This is a genomic window from Bradyrhizobium sp. FW305-F6 (genome assembly GCF_058782905.1).
This window is the reverse complement of sequence record NZ_JBYSYD010000008.1, coordinates 129,697-145,038: the sequence shown is the minus strand read 5'-3', so window position 1 is coordinate 145,038 and position 15,342 is coordinate 129,697. Positions and strand designations below refer to the sequence as shown.

The following is a 15,342-nucleotide window of genomic DNA, read 5'->3' as shown; positions in this document are numbered from 1 at the left end:
CTCGCTCGGTCTCGTAGGGTGGGCAAAGGTGCGAAGCACCGTGCCCACGTTCTCCACGCGACCGACGGATGGAGGGTACGCTTCCGCCTTCGCTCTTCGAGCTACGACGGACAAGCCGCTTTGCCCACACCTACGAGACCGGATTGCTTGGTCGCAAGAAATCCTCGCAATGACGGAAGAGAGAGCGCGGTCTACCGCTGCGCCCGTCCGATCACCGCCATCAGCTCCGAGATCTTCGCGCGCTGGTCGGCCTTGTCGCCGCTCGCGATGGCGTGCTCGACGCAATGGGCGACGTGGTCCTTCAGGACCTCTTCCTCGACCCGGCGCAGCGCGGCGCGGACCGCCGCAATCTGGGTCACGATGTCGATGCAGTAGCGGTCTTCGTCTACCATTTTCGAGAGGCCGCGAACCTGGCCCTCGATCCGACCGAGACGTTTTCCGACGGATGCCTTGATGTCCTTGCGCATGGGGTCTATATACCCCTACCGGGTATGGGTTACAAGACCCCAGGATACCGCCGGAGCAAGCCAATGAACGCAGCGGAACACGGGCATCATCACGACGCAGACGCTCGCGCCGGATGCGGCTGTTCGAGCAAGGCAGCGCCGCCGCCCACCGAGGCTGCGGCCTCCTCATGCTGCGGTGGGCACGGCGATCATTCCGGCCATGATCACCATCCGGCGCATGATCACAGTGACGGGACGGCCAGCGCCAAGGATCCCGTCTGCGGCATGAGCGTCGATCCCGCGACCTCGAAGCACCGGTTCGACCATCACGGAGAGACCTTCCACTTCTGCTCGGCCGGCTGCCGCACGAAATTCGCAGCCGATCCCGCCAAATATCTCGCGAAGGACAAGGCGCCCGAGCCCGAGATGCCCGCGGGCACGATCTACACCTGCCCGATGCATCCCGAGATCCGCCAGGTCGGACCCGGCAGCTGCCCGATCTGCGGCATGGCGCTCGAGCCGGAGGTCGCGAGCCTGGAGACCGGCCCCAATCCGGAACTCGCCGACATGACGCGCCGGTTCTGGATCGGCGGCGCGCTGGCGCTGCCGGCCGTGGTGCTGGAGATGGGCGGTCACCTCGCGGGCCCGCACAACTGGATCGACCCGACGCTGTCGAACTGGATCCAGCTCGTCTTCGCAACCCCCGTGGTGCTGTGGGCCGGATGGCCGTTCTTCGTGCGCGGCTGGCAATCGCTGCGCACGCGCAATCTCAACATGTTCACGCTGATCGCGATGGGCACCGGCGTTGCCTACGTCTACAGCGTGATTGGCACCGTTGCGCCGCAGATCTTCCCCGCCACCTTCCGCGGCCATGGGGGCGCGGTCGCCGTCTATTTCGAGGCAGCCGCCGTCATCACCGTGCTGGTGCTGCTTGGCCAGGTGCTGGAGCTGCGCGCCCGCGATGCGACCTCGGGCGCGATCAAGGCGCTGCTGCAGCTGGCTCCGAAGACCGCGCGGCGCGTCGAGCCTGATGGCAACGAGCACGAGGTCGAGATCGACACGCTCCACGCTGGCGATTCCTTGCGCGTTCGTCCGGGAGAGAAAGTGCCGGTCGACGGCATCATCCTCGAAGGCCGCTCCTCACTCGATGAATCGCTGGTGACGGGCGAATCCATGCCGGTCACCAAGGAGACCGGCGCAAAGGTCATCGCCGGCACGCTGAACCAGTCAGGCAGCTTCATCATGCGGGCCGACAAGGTCGGGCGCGAGACGCTGCTGTCGCAGATCGTGCAGATGGTCGCGGACGCGCAGCGCTCGCGCGCGCCGATCCAGCGCCTGGCCGACCAGGTCGCCGGCTGGTTCGTGCCGACGGTGATCGTGGTTGCCCTCGCCGCCTTCGGCGCCTGGGCCTGGTTCGGACCGGAGCCGCGGCTCGCCTTCGGCCTCGTCGCGGCCGTCAGCGTGCTGATCATCGCCTGCCCCTGCGCGCTGGGCCTTGCCACCCCGATGTCGATCATGGTCGGCGTCGGCCGCGGCGCCCAAAGCGGCGTCCTGATCAAGAACGCCGAGGCGCTGGAGCGGATGGAGAAGATCGACACGCTCGTGGTCGACAAGACCGGCACGCTCACCGAGGGCAAGCCGAAGGTGGTTGCGATCGTGCCGGCATCCGGCTTTGCGGAGGATGATATCCTCCGGCTCGCAGCCACCGTCGAGCGCGCCAGCGAGCATCCGCTTGCCGACGCGATCGTGCGTGCGGCCGAGGAGAAGCAGCTCACCCTTGGCCAGGTCGAGCAGTTCGACTCGCCGACCGGCAAGGGCGCGACCGGCAAGGTCGACGGCAAGACCATCGCGCTCGGCAATGCACGATATCTCGCTTCGATCGGCGTCGACACCAAGGCACTCGACAGCGAAGCCGAACGGCTGCGCGGCGACGGCGCCACGGTGATCAACATGGCCCTCGACGGCCGGCTCGCCGGCCTGTTCGCGATCGCCGATCCGGTCAAGGCTTCGACGCCTGAGGCGCTGAAGGCGCTGGCGGCGGAGGGCATCAAGGTGATCATGCTGACCGGCGACAACCGCACCACGGCCGAGGCCGTGGCGCGCCGGCTTGGTATCGCCGAGGTCGAGGCCGAAGTGCTGCCGGACCAGAAGAGCGCGGTGGTCACCAAGCTGCAGAAGGCCGGCCGCAGCGTCGCGATGGCCGGCGACGGCGTCAACGATGCGCCGGCGCTGGCGGCGGCCGAAGTCGGCATTGCCATGGGCACCGGCACCGACGTGGCAATGGAGAGCGCCGGCATCACGCTGTTGAAGGGCGATCTCACCGGCATCGTGCGGGCACGAAAGCTGTCGCAGGCGACCATGAGCAACATCCGCCAGAACCTGTTCTTTGCCTTCATCTACAACGCCGCAGGAATTCCGATCGCGGCCGGAGTGCTCTATCCCGCCTTTGGCGTGCTGCTGTCCCCGATCATCGCCGCGGCGGCGATGGCGCTGTCGTCGGTGAGCGTGGTCGGCAACGCGCTGCGGCTGCGCACGACGCCGCTTTGAGCGACCGGCACACTCCCTCGCCTCCCTTCGGGAGACAGGCTACAAATGGCCGTAGCCCAATGGAGATGACCTGATGCAGCGGATTACGATCACGATCGAGGACGATCTGTTGGCGGAGATCGACGCGGCGGCAGAGGCGCGCGGCTACCAGAACCGCTCCGAGATCATCCGCGACCTCGCCCGTGCTGGCCTGCAGCAGAGCACCGAGGACACGGCCCAGACCGGCCCATGCGTGGCCGGTCTCGTCTATGTCTACGATCACGCCGCCCGCGACCTGTCGAAGCGACTGGTGCAGGAATTCCACGGCCATCACGACCTCGCGCTGGCAACGCTCCATGTCCATCTCGACGACAACAATTGCATGGAGATGACCGCGCTGCGCGGCGACGCCTCCGAGGTCAGGCACTTCGCCGACCACATCATCGCCGAACGCGGCGTGCGCTACGGCCGCGTCGTGATGATCCCGACGGGCGATGGTAAGCCGTCGAAGCCGCGCAAGCACGGGCACCGGCATGACTAGCCTGCTCTAGGAGAGAGTAGCGGTTCTTACCCTCCCCTGGGGGAGGGTCGATCGCGCGCAGCGCGGGCGGGGTGGGGTGACGGTCTCTCCGCGTCGAACAGTGCCCGTGGGGAGAGATCACCCCACCCCGTCTCACATTTCGTTGCGCTCAATGTGAGCCGACCCTCCCCCTCCAGGCGAGGGTCGGCAAGAGCTCGCGCCGCATTCGCGGCCGAGGGCAGACCCCGCCCTTGCCGAAACCGCATTCGGTCTTTACCTCTCGCGCAGTGTTGACCTCAGAGGATCTCCCATGCTGGATGCCGCCATCAAGGCGCTGTCGCAACTGATCTCGCCGCCGATGCGCTCGATCCTGTGGCGGTCGATCGGGCTGGCGCTGGTGCTGATCGTCGCGCTGGCGATCGGGCTGCAGCGGCTGCTCAGCTGGTTCGCGACCTCCGGGGCGGTCTGGCTGGAGGAATTGCTCGGACCCGGCTGGCATTCGTCCATCGAAGTCCTCTCGTGGATCGTCTCGATCGCGGCCGGCCTCGGCGTCGTGTTCGGCGGCATCTTCCTGATGCCTGCGATCACCTCGCTGGTGGCCAGCCTGTTCGTCGACGACGTCGCCGACATCGTCGAACGCGAGCATTATCCCGCCGAGCGGCCGGGCGTGGCGCTGCCATTCAGCCAGGCGATTTTCGAGGGCGTCAAGACCGCGCTGCTCACGATCCTGATCTATCTCGCCGCGCTGCCGCTGGTGCTGTTCGCCGGCGCGGGATTTCTCATCTTCTTCCTCGCCGCCGCCTGGCTGCTCGGACGCGAATATTTCGAGCTCGCCGCGATGCGCTTCCGCACCCCGGAGGACGCCAAGGCGATGCGGCGGGACAATGCCGCGACCATCTTCACCGCCGGCCTGTTCATCGCCGCCTTCGTTTCGATCCCGATCATCAATCTGGCGACGCCGATCTTCGCCATGGCCTTCATGGTCCACATGCACAAGCGCCTGTCGGGCCCGCGGCCCGAGCTGATCGAGCCGGCGCGGCAAGTGCGGTGATTGTTCTCTCCGCTTGCGCTTGCGGGAGAGGTGACCACCCGCCTCGCGCGAGCGAACAAACCGACCATCACCGCACTCAGGCGGCCCGCACGCCACACTTTCGCAGCAGCATCCTTGCGAAGCCGAATGGCGCCGGCGTGAAAGGCCCCGTCGGCGCGCGCGTGACCAGCGCGACGACGCCGAGTGCGATCACCGCGAGCCAGAAACACAGCCAGAAGCCGTCGATATAGGCGAGCACATTGGCCTCGCGCTGCACGATGCCCGCCAGCGTGCCGACCGCGCGCGGTTGCGCCGATCCCGTGCCATGGGCGGCGAAGTAATCGGAAAGCTGCTTCAGCCTCTGCACCACGTCGGCGTCGCCGACCACGAGGTTCTGGCCGAGATAGAACGAATGGACCTGCTCGCGCACGCGCAGCCAGGTGCCCATCAGCGCCACGCCGATCTCGGCGCCGCCGAGCCGCATGATCTGGATATAGGCGGCAAAGGAGGTGGCGCGGCTGGGATCGGAGTTGGAGAGCAGCGTGATGATCAGCGGCAGCAAGGTGAGCGACTGCCCGATCGCCTGGAGCAGCACGATGCCGGCGAAGTCCTCGCGGGCCCAGTCGTGGCTGAGCCGGGTGCCCCAGAGATTGGCTGCGGCGAAGCAGGCAAAGCCAATGACGGTCACCGCCCGCGCATCGAAATGCCTCAGCAGCCAGATCGAAACCGGCACCAGGACGAGCATCGGCAGCGCGCCACAGGTGAGCAGCAGCATGCCGCTCTGCTCCGGCCTGAGCAGCGCGATGGTGGCGAGGAAGTTCGGCACCAGCGACGCGTTGGACAGGCTCGTCAGCGTGTAGAGCAGGATCAGGACCAGTCCCAGGCCGATGTTGCGCGAGAACAGGACGTTGACATGTGCCCAGGGCTGCCGGACCAGGGACTCGTTGAGGAGGAAGGCCAGAAACAGCGCCGCACCAGCGGCCAGCAACGCCATCACCGTGCCGGAACCGAGCCAGTCCAGCCGGTTGCCCTGGTCGAGCCCCGCATAGATCATCGACACCGAGGCGCCGAGCAGCAGCATGCCGCCCCAATCGGCCTCGCGCAGCAGCGCGCGGTTCACCGGCTCGTTCGGCGTGCCCAGATAGACCATCAGGCCCATCAAGGGCGCGATCACCACGCCCTGCCAGTAAAGCCATTGCCAGCCGAGATGGTCGACATAGAAGCCGACCAGCGAGGTCGAGGTGTCCAACGCGAAGCCGACGCGGATCGCGTAGATCGAGATCGCCGGCAGCCACCAGCGGATCGGCAGATTGCGGAACACGATCATCAGCGTCGCCGGCACGAAGGTGCCGAGCAGGAGACCATGCACCACGCTGAGCACAAGCAATGACGGATAGTCGTGCACGAACGGAATGATGAACGAGACGGCGGCATAGACCAGGCTGGGGATGCCGAGCACGCGGCGCAGGCCGAACACCGTGGCGAGCCAGGCCACCGCAGGCGCGATGAAGATCTGCGAGCCGATGCCGGCGGTGGAGAGCCAGGCGCCCTCGTCGAAGGAGAGCGAAAATGCGCCGCGCAGGTCCGGCAGGCCGACCGTGGTCAGCCGGCTGTCGAAATTGGCGAGGAACGAGCCGAGCAGCACCGCCGCGACCGCGAACAGCGGCTGCGGCGCGACGCCGCCGCGCGAGAGCGGCTCGCGGCTGGCATCGTCATTTTCGGCCATTCGCAGCCTTCGTGTCGATACTGGTGACCACCGACATGCCCGGAACCAGCCGCTCCAGCAGCGGCTGGTCGCCATCGAACTGAATGCGCACGGGAATGCGCTGCACCACCTTGGTGAAATTGCCCGTTGCGTTGTCGGGCGGCAGCAGCGCCACCTGCGCACCGGTCGCCGGCGCAATGCGCTCGACCCGGCCGCGCAGCTTCTCGCGCGGAAAACTGTCGATTGTGATCTCGACCGGCTGGCCCGGCGCCACGTGCGTGAGCTGGGTCTCCTTGTAGTTCGCGATCACATAGACCTTGGGCAGCGGCACCACGTTGATGAGGTTGGTGCCGATATTGACGTAATCTCCGGGCTGCACCTGGCGCTCGCCGACGACGCCGTCGAACGGCGCGGTGATCTTCGTGTATCCAAGCTTGAGCTTCGTACCCGCCAGCGTCGCCTTGGCCGCCTCAACATCGGCAGCGCGCTGCTTCCTGGTGCCTTGCAGGACTTCGAGCTGGTGCTGCTGGGCCGCGATCACGGCGCGGCTCGCGCGCACGTCGGCCTGTGCCTTGGCGTAGGCGGCGACCGCCTGCTCGAGGCGCTGGCGCGTGCCGGACTCGGTCTGCGACAGCGATTGCTGTCGCTGCTGCTCCTGCCGTGCCTCGACCTCCATGGCCTCCGCAGACAGCCGCGCGGCCTGCGCCTGCGCGATCGTCGCATATTGCAGCTCGATCTGGTTGGCGAGATTGTCGAGCGCGGCTTGCGCCGCGGCGACCGCAGCCTCGGCCTGCGCGACCTGCGCCTGGTAATCGGCGGGATCGATCTGGATCAGGAGGTCGCCGGCCTTGACGCGCTGGAAATCGGTGACCCCCACGCTGAGCACTTCGCCCGAGACGCGGCTCGAAAGCCGCGTCAGCTCGGCACGCACATAGGCGTCGTTGGTGGTCTGGACTACCGCATTGCCGACCCATTCGTCGAAGCGCAGCGTTGCCAGCGCCACGAAAGCGAGCGCGACGACGACCGCAAACAGCGGGATCGCGAGCCGGCTCCAGAGCGGTGCGGCCGGCCCCTGCGTCGGCTTGGGCGGCGGGGCCGGTGATCCGGGTGGTGCATTCTGTTCTTCCTGACTCACGAGATCACCTCAACCCGGCTCTGCCAAAACACAAATTCCACCCTGACTTTCCGGGGCGACGCGTCGCATCGAACCGGAATCTCCAGACTCCGGATCCGATCCTTTGGCTCGTCCCCGAATGACGGTCATGAGATCACACCGTCTTCTCCGGCCAGCGGCAGAGATCGTTGATCAGGCACACCTCGCAGCGCGGCTTGCGCGCGAGGCACGTATAGCGGCCGTGCAGGATCAGCCAGTGATGGGCGTGCAGCATGAACTCGGCCGGGATCACCTTTTCCAGACCGAGCTCGACCTCCAGTGGCGTCTTGCCCGGCGCCAATGCGGTGCGATTGCCGACGCGGAAGACATGGGTGTCGACCGCCATGGTGTGCTCGCCGAAGGCCATGTTGAGCACGACGTTGGCGGTCTTGCGGCCGGCACCGGGCAACGACTCGATCTCGGCGCGCGTGCGCGGCACCTCGCTGCCGAATTCGCCGAGCAACTTGGCCGACAGCGCGATCACGTTCTTCGCCTTGGTGCGATAGAGGCCGATGGTCTTGATGTAGTCGCGCAAGGACTCCTCGCCGAGATCGAGCATCTTCTGCGGCGTGTCGGCGACCTCGAACAACGCGCGCGTCGCCTTGTTGACGCCGGCATCGGTGGCCTGCGCCGACAGCACGACCGCGACCAGGAGCGTAAAGGGATTGACGTGCTCCAGCTCGCCCTTCGGTTCCGGATTGGCCTGGCGGAATCGGCTGAAGACCTCGCGAACTTCGGCTGGCGTCCAGGGCTTGATGGCCTCGAGCGATTTCCTGGCTGCGACGTTCGGCTTCGCAACGGCCGCTTTTGCCTTTTTCTTCGGCACAGCCGCTTTGCGCGACGCCAGCTTGCGGGTGATTTTCGCCATGATCGGGATATACTGAGGGACGATGAGCACAGGCAACGAAATTGAGGGCCGCGATTCCGGGGATCCGCGCGACGTGCAGATCTTCTCCGCGCGGCTGACGCCGCATCGCTCGCTGAACCGCACCGGCTTCCTCGCCGTGATGCTGTTCGTCAGCGCGGTCAGCTTCGTCACCGGCCTCGTCTTCCTGATGATGGGGGCATGGCCGGTGTTCGCCTTCTTCGGCCTTGACGTGCTGGTGATCTGGTGGGCCTTCAAGGCCAATTTCCGCGCCGCGCGCGCCAGCGAGGAGATCGTCGTCACGCCGTCGGAGCTGCGGGTTCGCCGTGTCAGCCATCGCGGCCAGGTCGCCGAATGGACCTTCAATCCGCTCTGGGTCCGGCTCGACATGGAAGTCGACGATGACTTTGGCATCGAGCATCTCTACCTGATTTCGCGCGGCCACCAGATCCAGATCGCACGCTTTCTTGGCCCTGAAGAAAAGGCAAGTTTTTACAAGGGTTTGGTAGAGGCGTTGAACGCCGCGAGGCGCGGTCCGACCTATAATCCGGTCACCTGATCCTTGCTCGGAAATCGGGTGGCTCCAAGCCCGCCCCTCCCCTACATTTCCCGTCATGATGACCCTTGCGATCCATGACCAGCGTCTGGCCAGGCCGGGCACCCAGAGCGCCGCGCTGCGCGACTATGATTCGGTGCGCCGGGCGATCGCCTTCATCTCGGCCAACTGGCGCGCGCAGCCGACCATCGAGGCGATGGCGGACGCGGCCGGCGTCACGCCGGACGAGCTGCACCATCTGTTCCGCCGCTGGGCGTCGATCACGCCGAAGGCCTTCATGCAGGCGCTCACCCTGGACCACGCCAAGAACCTGCTCAGGGATTCCGCCAGCATCCTCGATGCGGCGCTCGATTCCGGCCTGTCGGGCCCCGGCCGCCTGCACGATCTGTTCGTCACCCACGAAGCGATGTCGCCGGGCGAGTGGAAGAACGGCGGCGCCGGCCTGACGCTGCGCTACGGCTTCCATCCCTCCCCGTTCGGCACCGCCATCGTGATCGCGACCGGTCGCGGCCTGTCGGGGCTCGCCTTCGCCGATCATGGCGAGGAGACGATCGCGCTCGCGGATATGACACGGCGCTGGCCGAACGCCACCTATGTGGAAGATCACGAGGGCACAGCGCCGCTCGCAGCGCGTGTGTTCGACCCCAAGCTCTGGCGGCCGGACCAGCCGCTGCGCGTGGTGCTGATCGGCACTGATTTCGAGGTGCGGGTGTGGGAGACGCTCTTGAAGATCCCGATGGGGCGTGCGGTGTCCTATTCCGACATCGCCTGCAACATCAACAGCCCGAAGGCCTCGCGCGCCGTCGGCGCCGCCGTCGGCAAGAACCCTGTGTCCTTCGTCGTGCCCTGCCACCGCGCGCTCGGCAAGAGCGGCACGCTCACGGGCTATCATTGGGGCATCACCCGCAAGCAGGCGATGCTGGGCTGGGAAGCGGGGCAGCTGGGGGTGCAGTAGGCACGATGCAGTAGGGTGGGTTAGCCGAAGGCGTAACCCACCTCTTTGTTTCCGCGGCGAAAGGTTCGGTGGGTTACGCTACGCTAACCCACCCTACGACTTCGCGCGTGTGGCGAGAGTCAACCCGCCAGATCCAGCTTCGAGGCCACGGTCGAATCCGCATTCAGCCGGTAGATGATCGGCACGCCGGTGGCGAGCTCGCGCTTCAAAATGCCCTCCGGCGAGAGCTTCTCAAGCACCATGATCAACGCGCGCAGCGAGTTGCCGTGCGCGGCGACCAGCGTGCGCTTGCCGTTGAGCACGCCGGGCAGGATTTCCTGCACATAATAGGGCAGCGCGCGCGCCAGCGTGTCCTTCAGGCTTTCGCCGCCGGGCGGCGGCACGTCGTAGGACCGGCGCCAGATCAGCACCTGCTCCTCGCCCCATTTCTTGCGGGCGTCGTCCTTGTTGAGGCCGGAGAGATCGCCATAGTCGCGCTCGTTCAGCGCGAGGTTCTTCGAGATCGGCAGACCGGTCTGGCCGAGTTCGCCGAGGATGAGGTCGAGCGTGTGCTGCGCGCGCGTGAGCACCGACGTATAGGCGACGTCGAACACCAGGCCCTGCTCCTTCAGCTTGCGGCCGGCCTCCTTGGCTTCCTTCACGCCGAGCTCGGTGAGATCAGGGTCCTTCCAGCCCGTGAACAGGTTCTTCAGATTCCATTCGCTCTGGCCGTGGCGCACGAGCACGAGAAGACGTTCGCTCATTGACTGCTTTTCCGTTCGTTTCGATCAGATGTCTGCGAGGCCGAGCACGTCGGCCATGGAGTAATGCCCCGGCTGTTTGCCGTGCGCCCACAGCGCCGCCTTCAGCGCGCCATGGGCGAACAGCATGCGGTCCTCGGCCTGGTGCGACAGCGTCAGGCGCTCGAACGGGCCGAGGAAAGTGACGCTGTGGTCGCCGGCGACGGTGCCGCCGCGCAAGGAGGCGAAACCGATATTGCCCGGCTTGCGCGCGCCGGTAATGCCGTCGCGCCCGCGCTCGGAATGGTCATCGAGAGTGACGCCGCGGCCGCTCGCTGCGGCCTGGCCGAGCATCAGCGCCGTGCCGGAGGGCGCATCGACCTTCATGCGGTGATGGGTCTCGACGATCTCGATGTCGAAACCCTGGTCGAGCGCCTTGGCGACGCGCTTGACCACGGCAGCGAGCAGGTTGACGCCGAGGCTCATATTGCCCGACTGCACCACCACCGCGCGGTTGGTGACGCTCTTGATCACGGCGTTGTCGGAGCCGGACAGCCCGGTCGTGCCGATGACATGCACAATTCCGCGCTCGGCAGCGATCGCGACATTGGCGATGGTCGCCGCCGGAACGGTGAAGTCGAGGATGCCGTCGGCGTCCTTCGACATCGCCCACAGATCGGCCGAGAGCTTGATGCCGTTGGCCGGCAGGCCTGCAAGCACGCCGGAATCCTTGCCGAGCAGCTCCGAGCCCGGCGCCTCCAGCGCACCGGCCAGCACCGCGCCTTGGCTCTCGCCGATCGCCCGTACCAGCGCCCGGCCCATCCGGCCGCCGGCTCCCGCAACAATCAAGCGCATGTCGGACATGGTGTGATCCCCTTCGCCGCCGTTTTAGCGGGGGGAGGCAGTTCCGGCAACCGAGGGCCCCGCGCCGGGACACGTGCTCCAACCCTCCCCTGGAGGGGGAGGGTCGATCGCGCGGAGCGCGAGCGGGGTGGGGTGACGGTCTCTCCACGATCAACAGTGCCCATGGGGAGAGATCACCCCACCCCGCCACGCATTTCGCTTCGCTACATGCGTAGCGACCCTCCCCCTCCAGGGGAGGGTAAGGAAGAGGCTCAGCCGTCCGACGGCTGCGGGCCGTCATAGCCCTCGATGATGATGAGGTCGGCGATCGAATGCGGCTGGCGCACCTTGATGTTGGCCTGGTATTCCGGCGAATTGTAGCAGGCGAGCGCCGTCTCGTAGTCGGGGAATTCGATCACGACGTTGCGGTTGCGGCTGGCGCCCTCGACGGTGGTGAACTTGCCGGCGCGAACGACGAAGCGGGCGCCCCATTTCTTGAAGATCGGACCATTGGCGACAGCATAGGGCTTGTAGCCCTCGTCATTGCTCACGTCGACGCGCCCGATCCAGTAACCTTTTGCCATGGCTGTTCTCCCTGTGGTTGGTCTCTATTTGAGCAGTGCCTGTGCGATCTCGGCGTGGATGGCCTCGGCGGCGGCCTTCGGATCGGCGGCTTCCACCACTGGGCGCCCGACGACCAGATAATCCGCGCCGGCGGCGATCGCACGGCCTGGCGTCATGATGCGCTTCTGGTCGCCGCTGGCGGCGCCCGCCGGACGAATGCCGGGGGTGACGAGGCTCATCTTATGGCCGACGATCTTGCGCAAGGCCCCGACTTCCTCCGGCGAGGACACCAGGCCGTCGACGCCGAGCACCTGCGCCTGCTGCGCGCGCGCCTCGACCAGCTCCGACACGCTGAGCCGATAGCCGGCCTCATGCAAATCGTCGTCGTTGTAGGAGGTCAGCACCGTGACGGCGAGGATCTTCAGGTTGGCACTGCCGCGGCCTTCGACGGCGCCCTTCATGGTCTGGGGATAGGCGTGCACGGTGACGAAGGTCGCGCCCAGCTTCGCAACACTCTCGGTGCCCCGCGCAACCGTATTGCCGATGTCGTGCATCTTGAGATCGGCAAACACCTTCTTGCCCGCATCAGCGAGCTTGCCGATCAGCGGCAGGCCGCCGGCATAGGCGAGCTGATAGCCGATCTTGTAAAACGAGACGCTGTCGCCGAGCTTCGCGATCATCGCCTCCGCGGCATCAACGCTCGGCAGATCGAGCGCGACGATCAGGCGGTCCTTGGGGGCGATCTCGGCTGGCGTCATGTCACCTCACATCATGCGTTGGGAAACGTCGATCAACTGTCGCACGAGCTCCTTCAGCGCGGCGATGTCGCCCTCGTTCCTCAGCCTGTCCATGTCGTCATAGGCCTGGTCGGCAAAGGCGAGCGTGAGCTGGCTGCCAATCACGTTGGCGTGGCAGGAGGACAGGATCAGCCGCAGCGCCTGGAGTGCGCGGGCCGCACCCAACCGGCTCTGGGACGCGCCGGCGAGCGCGAAGACCCGGTTGCGGAACACCTCGCCGCGCGCCTCGTGCAGCTCGTGCACGCGGCTGACCCAGTCGATCGCGTTCTTGAGAAGCGGCGGCACCGAGGCGTTGTATTCGGGCGAGACGATGAGGACGCCGTGATGGGCGCCGATCATGCGCTTGAGGTTGATGGCGTGCTTGGGCACGCCGGATTTGGCCTGGAGATCGCCGTCGTAGATCGGCAGCGGAAAATCGCCGAGCGAGATGCGGGTGACGTCGACGCCGGCCCGGGCGAATTCATACGCGGCGACCGCTGCCAGCTTCGCATTGTGCGAGCCGGTGCGCAGCGAGCCGGGAATGATCAGGATCTTGGGCGCGGACATCCAATCCCATGCGTTCGGCGAAACGGGCCCGCCGCGCAAGGAGGGCCGGCGGGATCAGTCCTTGCGATACACCCAGACGCGGGCTGGCGGAAGGTTCATCCAGATCCGTTCCGAGGCCTCTGTGGACACGCCGTGCAGCGATTTCGGGATCGGCGGCACCACCGCATAGGTGAACTGGATGAAGGGCGCGCCGGGCGCGAGCGCCGTGAAGGCGTCGCGGATCAGCCGCAGCCGCGTCAGCATCGGTTTGGTGACGAGCGGCAGGCCGGAGACGACCGCGGACGCCGGCGCGCTCAAGACGTTCCAGAGCGTGTCGCGCAGGCGATAGGCATCGCCCTGCACCACCTTCGCCTGCGGATAGCGATCACGCAGCAGCGCGCAGAAGCCGGGATTGTATTCGACCAAAACGAGACGCTTCTGGTCGACTCCGCGCTCGATCAGCGCGGAGGTGATGGCGCCGGTGCCGGGCCCGAGCTCCACCACTGGTGCGTCGGAATCGGGATCGACATAGTGCGCCATGGTCCGGGCCAGCAGCTTGCCCGAGGGCATCACCGCGCCCATGTGCAGGGGCTTTTCGATCCACGACCTGAGAAAGCGCACCTCATCGTCGAGACGAGGCTTCTTCAACGCACGCGCGGACGATGGCAAGGGCATGTCGGGACCGGACGGGACCGCGGGACCGCGGCGTGTCAGAAAATGGTCATAAAGACGTATAGGCCGAAGGCGGCACGGTCAAGACGAGTCAATTCGCCCGATTACCGAAGAAATCCTTGACCTTGGCGAAGAAGCCTTCGGATTCCGGCTGGGTGTTGCCGGAGGAAAGCTTTTCGAATTCGGCCAGCAATTCCTGCTGCTTCTTGGTGAGGTTCTGCGGCGTCTCGACCACGACCTGGACATACATGTCGCCCATCTGGCGCGAGCGCAGCACCGGCATGCCTTTTGATGCAATGCGGAATCGGCGGCTCGACTGGGTGCCGGCCGGCACCTTCACCTTGGTCATGCCCTTGTCGATGGTCGGCACCTCGAACTCGCCGCCGAGCGCGGCGGTCACCATCGAGATCGGCACCCGACAATGCAGGTCGGCGCCATCGCGCTGGAAGAACTGGTGCTGAACCAGCGAGAGGAAGATGTAGAGGTCGCCGGGCGGTCCGCCGCGGACCCCGGCCTCGCCCTCGCCGGCGAGCCTGATCCGCGTGCCATCCTCGACGCCCTGCGGAATGTTGACCGACAGCGTGCGCTCGCGGGTGACCCGGCCCTGGCCGGCACAGGATGGGCAGGCGTCCTCGATCATCTGACCGCGGCCCTGACAGCCCGGGCAGGTGCGCTCGAGCGTGAAGAAGCCCTGCGACTGCCGCACGCGGCCGGCGCCGCCGCAGGTGGAGCAGGTCTTCGGCTTGGTGCCGGCCTTCGCACCAATGCCCGAGCAGGCCTCGCAGGTGACCGAGACCGGGATCTCGATCTGCGCGGTCTTGCCGCCAAAAGCCTCCTCGAGGGTGATTTCCATGTTGTAGCGCAGGTCCGCCCCGCGCTCGCGACCGCCGCGGCCGCGCTGACCGGCCATGCCGAAAAGGTCTTCGAAGATGTCGGAGAAAGAGGAAGCGAAGCCCGCACCGAAACCGGCAGCGCCGCCAAAGCCGCCGCCCTGCTCGAACGCGGCGTGGCCATAGCGGTCGTAGGCCGCGCGCTTGTCCCTGTCCTTCAGGACTTCGTAGGCCTCGTTGATTTCCTTGAACTTGACCTCGCAGGTCTCATCCCCGGGATTGCGGTCGGGGTGGAATTTCATCGCCAGCTTGCGGAACGACGACTTCAGCTTGCCTTCGTCGGCGTCGCGTTCGACTTCCAGGGTCTCGTAGTAGCAGCGCTTGGTGGACGTGGACATGATGAGCTCGGTCTATCCAATCGCGATTCAAGTTGGCGCGGAACAACGCTGACATGCGGCGATATAAGCGCCCTCCTGCCTTGCGGCAGAGGGCAGCCTGGCAGCGCTGGGAATAACGGCTGGGAATTGATCGATGGCAACAGGGCCGACTTCAAGGGAGTCTTGAAAGGAGTCCTGTCCCGTCAGGCCCGGCGCGACGGCCTCCCCCGCGAGGGAGGAGGCCGGCAGCGCGTGTGGG

The 15,342-nt window shown here is 66.4% G+C and carries 16 protein-coding genes; 5 read left to right on the top strand and 11 right to left on the bottom strand.

Annotated features, from left to right (window positions below):
• Window positions 1-191: 191 nt before the first annotated feature.
• Window positions 192-467 carry a metal-sensitive transcriptional regulator gene (locus tag AC3WLX_RS33455; RefSeq protein WP_492339154.1) on the bottom strand — a complete coding sequence of 92 codons (276 nt, stop codon included), beginning with the start codon at window positions 465-467 and terminating at the stop codon, window positions 192-194.
• 63 nt (window positions 468-530) lie between these two features.
• Here AC3WLX_RS33455 and AC3WLX_RS33450 point away from each other — a divergent pair, with 63 nt between their 5' ends.
• From AC3WLX_RS33450 to AC3WLX_RS33440, 3 genes are all read left to right on the top strand, one after another.
• Window positions 531-2,993 (top strand): heavy metal translocating P-type ATPase, encoded by a 2,463-nt coding sequence (locus AC3WLX_RS33450; RefSeq protein ID WP_492339153.1) that lies wholly within the window; start codon window positions 531-533, stop codon window positions 2,991-2,993.
• A gap of 73 nt (window positions 2,994-3,066) precedes the next feature.
• Window positions 3,067-3,513 (top strand): nickel-responsive transcriptional regulator NikR, encoded by a 447-nt coding sequence (gene nikR, locus AC3WLX_RS33445; protein ID WP_492339152.1) that lies wholly within the window; start codon window positions 3,067-3,069, stop codon window positions 3,511-3,513.
• A 289-nt stretch (window positions 3,514-3,802) separates the two neighbouring features.
• Entirely contained in the window at window positions 3,803-4,543 is a 741-nt protein-coding gene (locus tag AC3WLX_RS33440) for a sulfate transporter family protein (RefSeq protein ID WP_492339151.1), read from the top strand.
• A gap of 76 nt (window positions 4,544-4,619) precedes the next feature.
• Here the strand turns inward: AC3WLX_RS33440 and AC3WLX_RS33435 are convergent, their stop codons facing one another.
• The 3 genes from AC3WLX_RS33435 to nth form a co-directional block, all read right to left on the bottom strand.
• A complete protein-coding gene (locus AC3WLX_RS33435; RefSeq protein WP_492339150.1) occupies window positions 4,620-6,248 on the bottom strand; it encodes an MFS transporter in 1,629 nt (542 codons plus the stop codon).
• Entirely contained in the window at window positions 6,235-7,362 is a 1,128-nt protein-coding gene (locus tag AC3WLX_RS33430) for an HlyD family secretion protein (RefSeq protein ID WP_492339149.1), read from the bottom strand. The genes AC3WLX_RS33435 and AC3WLX_RS33430 overlap by 14 nt, the downstream gene beginning before the upstream one ends.
• A 133-nt stretch (window positions 7,363-7,495) precedes the next feature.
• On the bottom strand, window positions 7,496-8,248 hold the full coding sequence (nth, locus tag AC3WLX_RS33425) for an endonuclease III (protein ID WP_492339148.1): 753 nt from the start codon (window positions 8,246-8,248) through the stop codon (window positions 7,496-7,498).
• 22 nt (window positions 8,249-8,270) lie between these two features.
• Here nth and AC3WLX_RS33420 point away from each other — a divergent pair, with 22 nt between their 5' ends.
• Window positions 8,271-8,804 (top strand): DUF2244 domain-containing protein, encoded by a 534-nt coding sequence (locus AC3WLX_RS33420; protein ID WP_492339147.1) that lies wholly within the window; start codon window positions 8,271-8,273, stop codon window positions 8,802-8,804.
• 55 nt (window positions 8,805-8,859) lie between these two features.
• A complete protein-coding gene (locus AC3WLX_RS33415) occupies window positions 8,860-9,756 on the top strand; it encodes a methylated-DNA--[protein]-cysteine S-methyltransferase (protein ID WP_492339146.1) in 897 nt (298 codons plus the stop codon).
• Between the two features lie 119 nt (window positions 9,757-9,875).
• Here AC3WLX_RS33415 and AC3WLX_RS33410 read toward each other — a convergent pair whose 3' ends face one another.
• The 7 genes from AC3WLX_RS33410 to dnaJ all read right to left on the bottom strand — a co-directional run bounded on the left by AC3WLX_RS33410 (window position 9,876) and on the right by dnaJ (window position 15,104).
• Window positions 9,876-10,499, bottom strand: a complete 624-nt coding sequence (locus AC3WLX_RS33410) for a 2,3-bisphosphoglycerate-dependent phosphoglycerate mutase (RefSeq protein WP_492339145.1) — start codon at window positions 10,497-10,499, stop codon at window positions 9,876-9,878.
• 24 nt (window positions 10,500-10,523) lie between these two features.
• The gene (gene dapB, locus AC3WLX_RS33405; protein WP_291627876.1) at window positions 10,524-11,339 is read right to left on the bottom strand and encodes a 4-hydroxy-tetrahydrodipicolinate reductase; all 816 of its coding nucleotides are present in this window, start codon (window positions 11,337-11,339) and stop codon (window positions 10,524-10,526) included.
• A gap of 251 nt (window positions 11,340-11,590) precedes the next feature.
• Entirely contained in the window at window positions 11,591-11,902 is a 312-nt protein-coding gene (locus AC3WLX_RS33400; RefSeq protein WP_291627874.1) for a DUF1330 domain-containing protein, read from the bottom strand.
• 24 nt (window positions 11,903-11,926) lie between these two features.
• The gene (pyrF, locus tag AC3WLX_RS33395) at window positions 11,927-12,640 is read right to left on the bottom strand and encodes an orotidine-5'-phosphate decarboxylase (RefSeq protein ID WP_492339144.1); all 714 of its coding nucleotides are present in this window, start codon (window positions 12,638-12,640) and stop codon (window positions 11,927-11,929) included.
• Window positions 12,641-12,646: 6 nt separating this feature from the next.
• Window positions 12,647-13,225, bottom strand: a complete 579-nt coding sequence (locus AC3WLX_RS33390; protein ID WP_492339143.1) for an NADPH-dependent FMN reductase — start codon at window positions 13,223-13,225, stop codon at window positions 12,647-12,649.
• A gap of 54 nt (window positions 13,226-13,279) precedes the next feature.
• Window positions 13,280-13,879: a class I SAM-dependent methyltransferase gene (locus AC3WLX_RS33385; protein WP_291627868.1), complete on the bottom strand. Its 600-nt coding sequence runs from the start codon at window positions 13,877-13,879 to the stop codon at window positions 13,280-13,282.
• Window positions 13,880-13,967: 88 nt separating this feature from the next.
• Window positions 13,968-15,104, bottom strand: coding sequence for a molecular chaperone DnaJ (dnaJ, locus tag AC3WLX_RS33380; RefSeq protein ID WP_492339142.1), 1,137 nt, complete (start codon window positions 15,102-15,104; stop codon window positions 13,968-13,970).
• Between the last annotated feature and the right edge of the window lie 238 nt (window positions 15,105-15,342).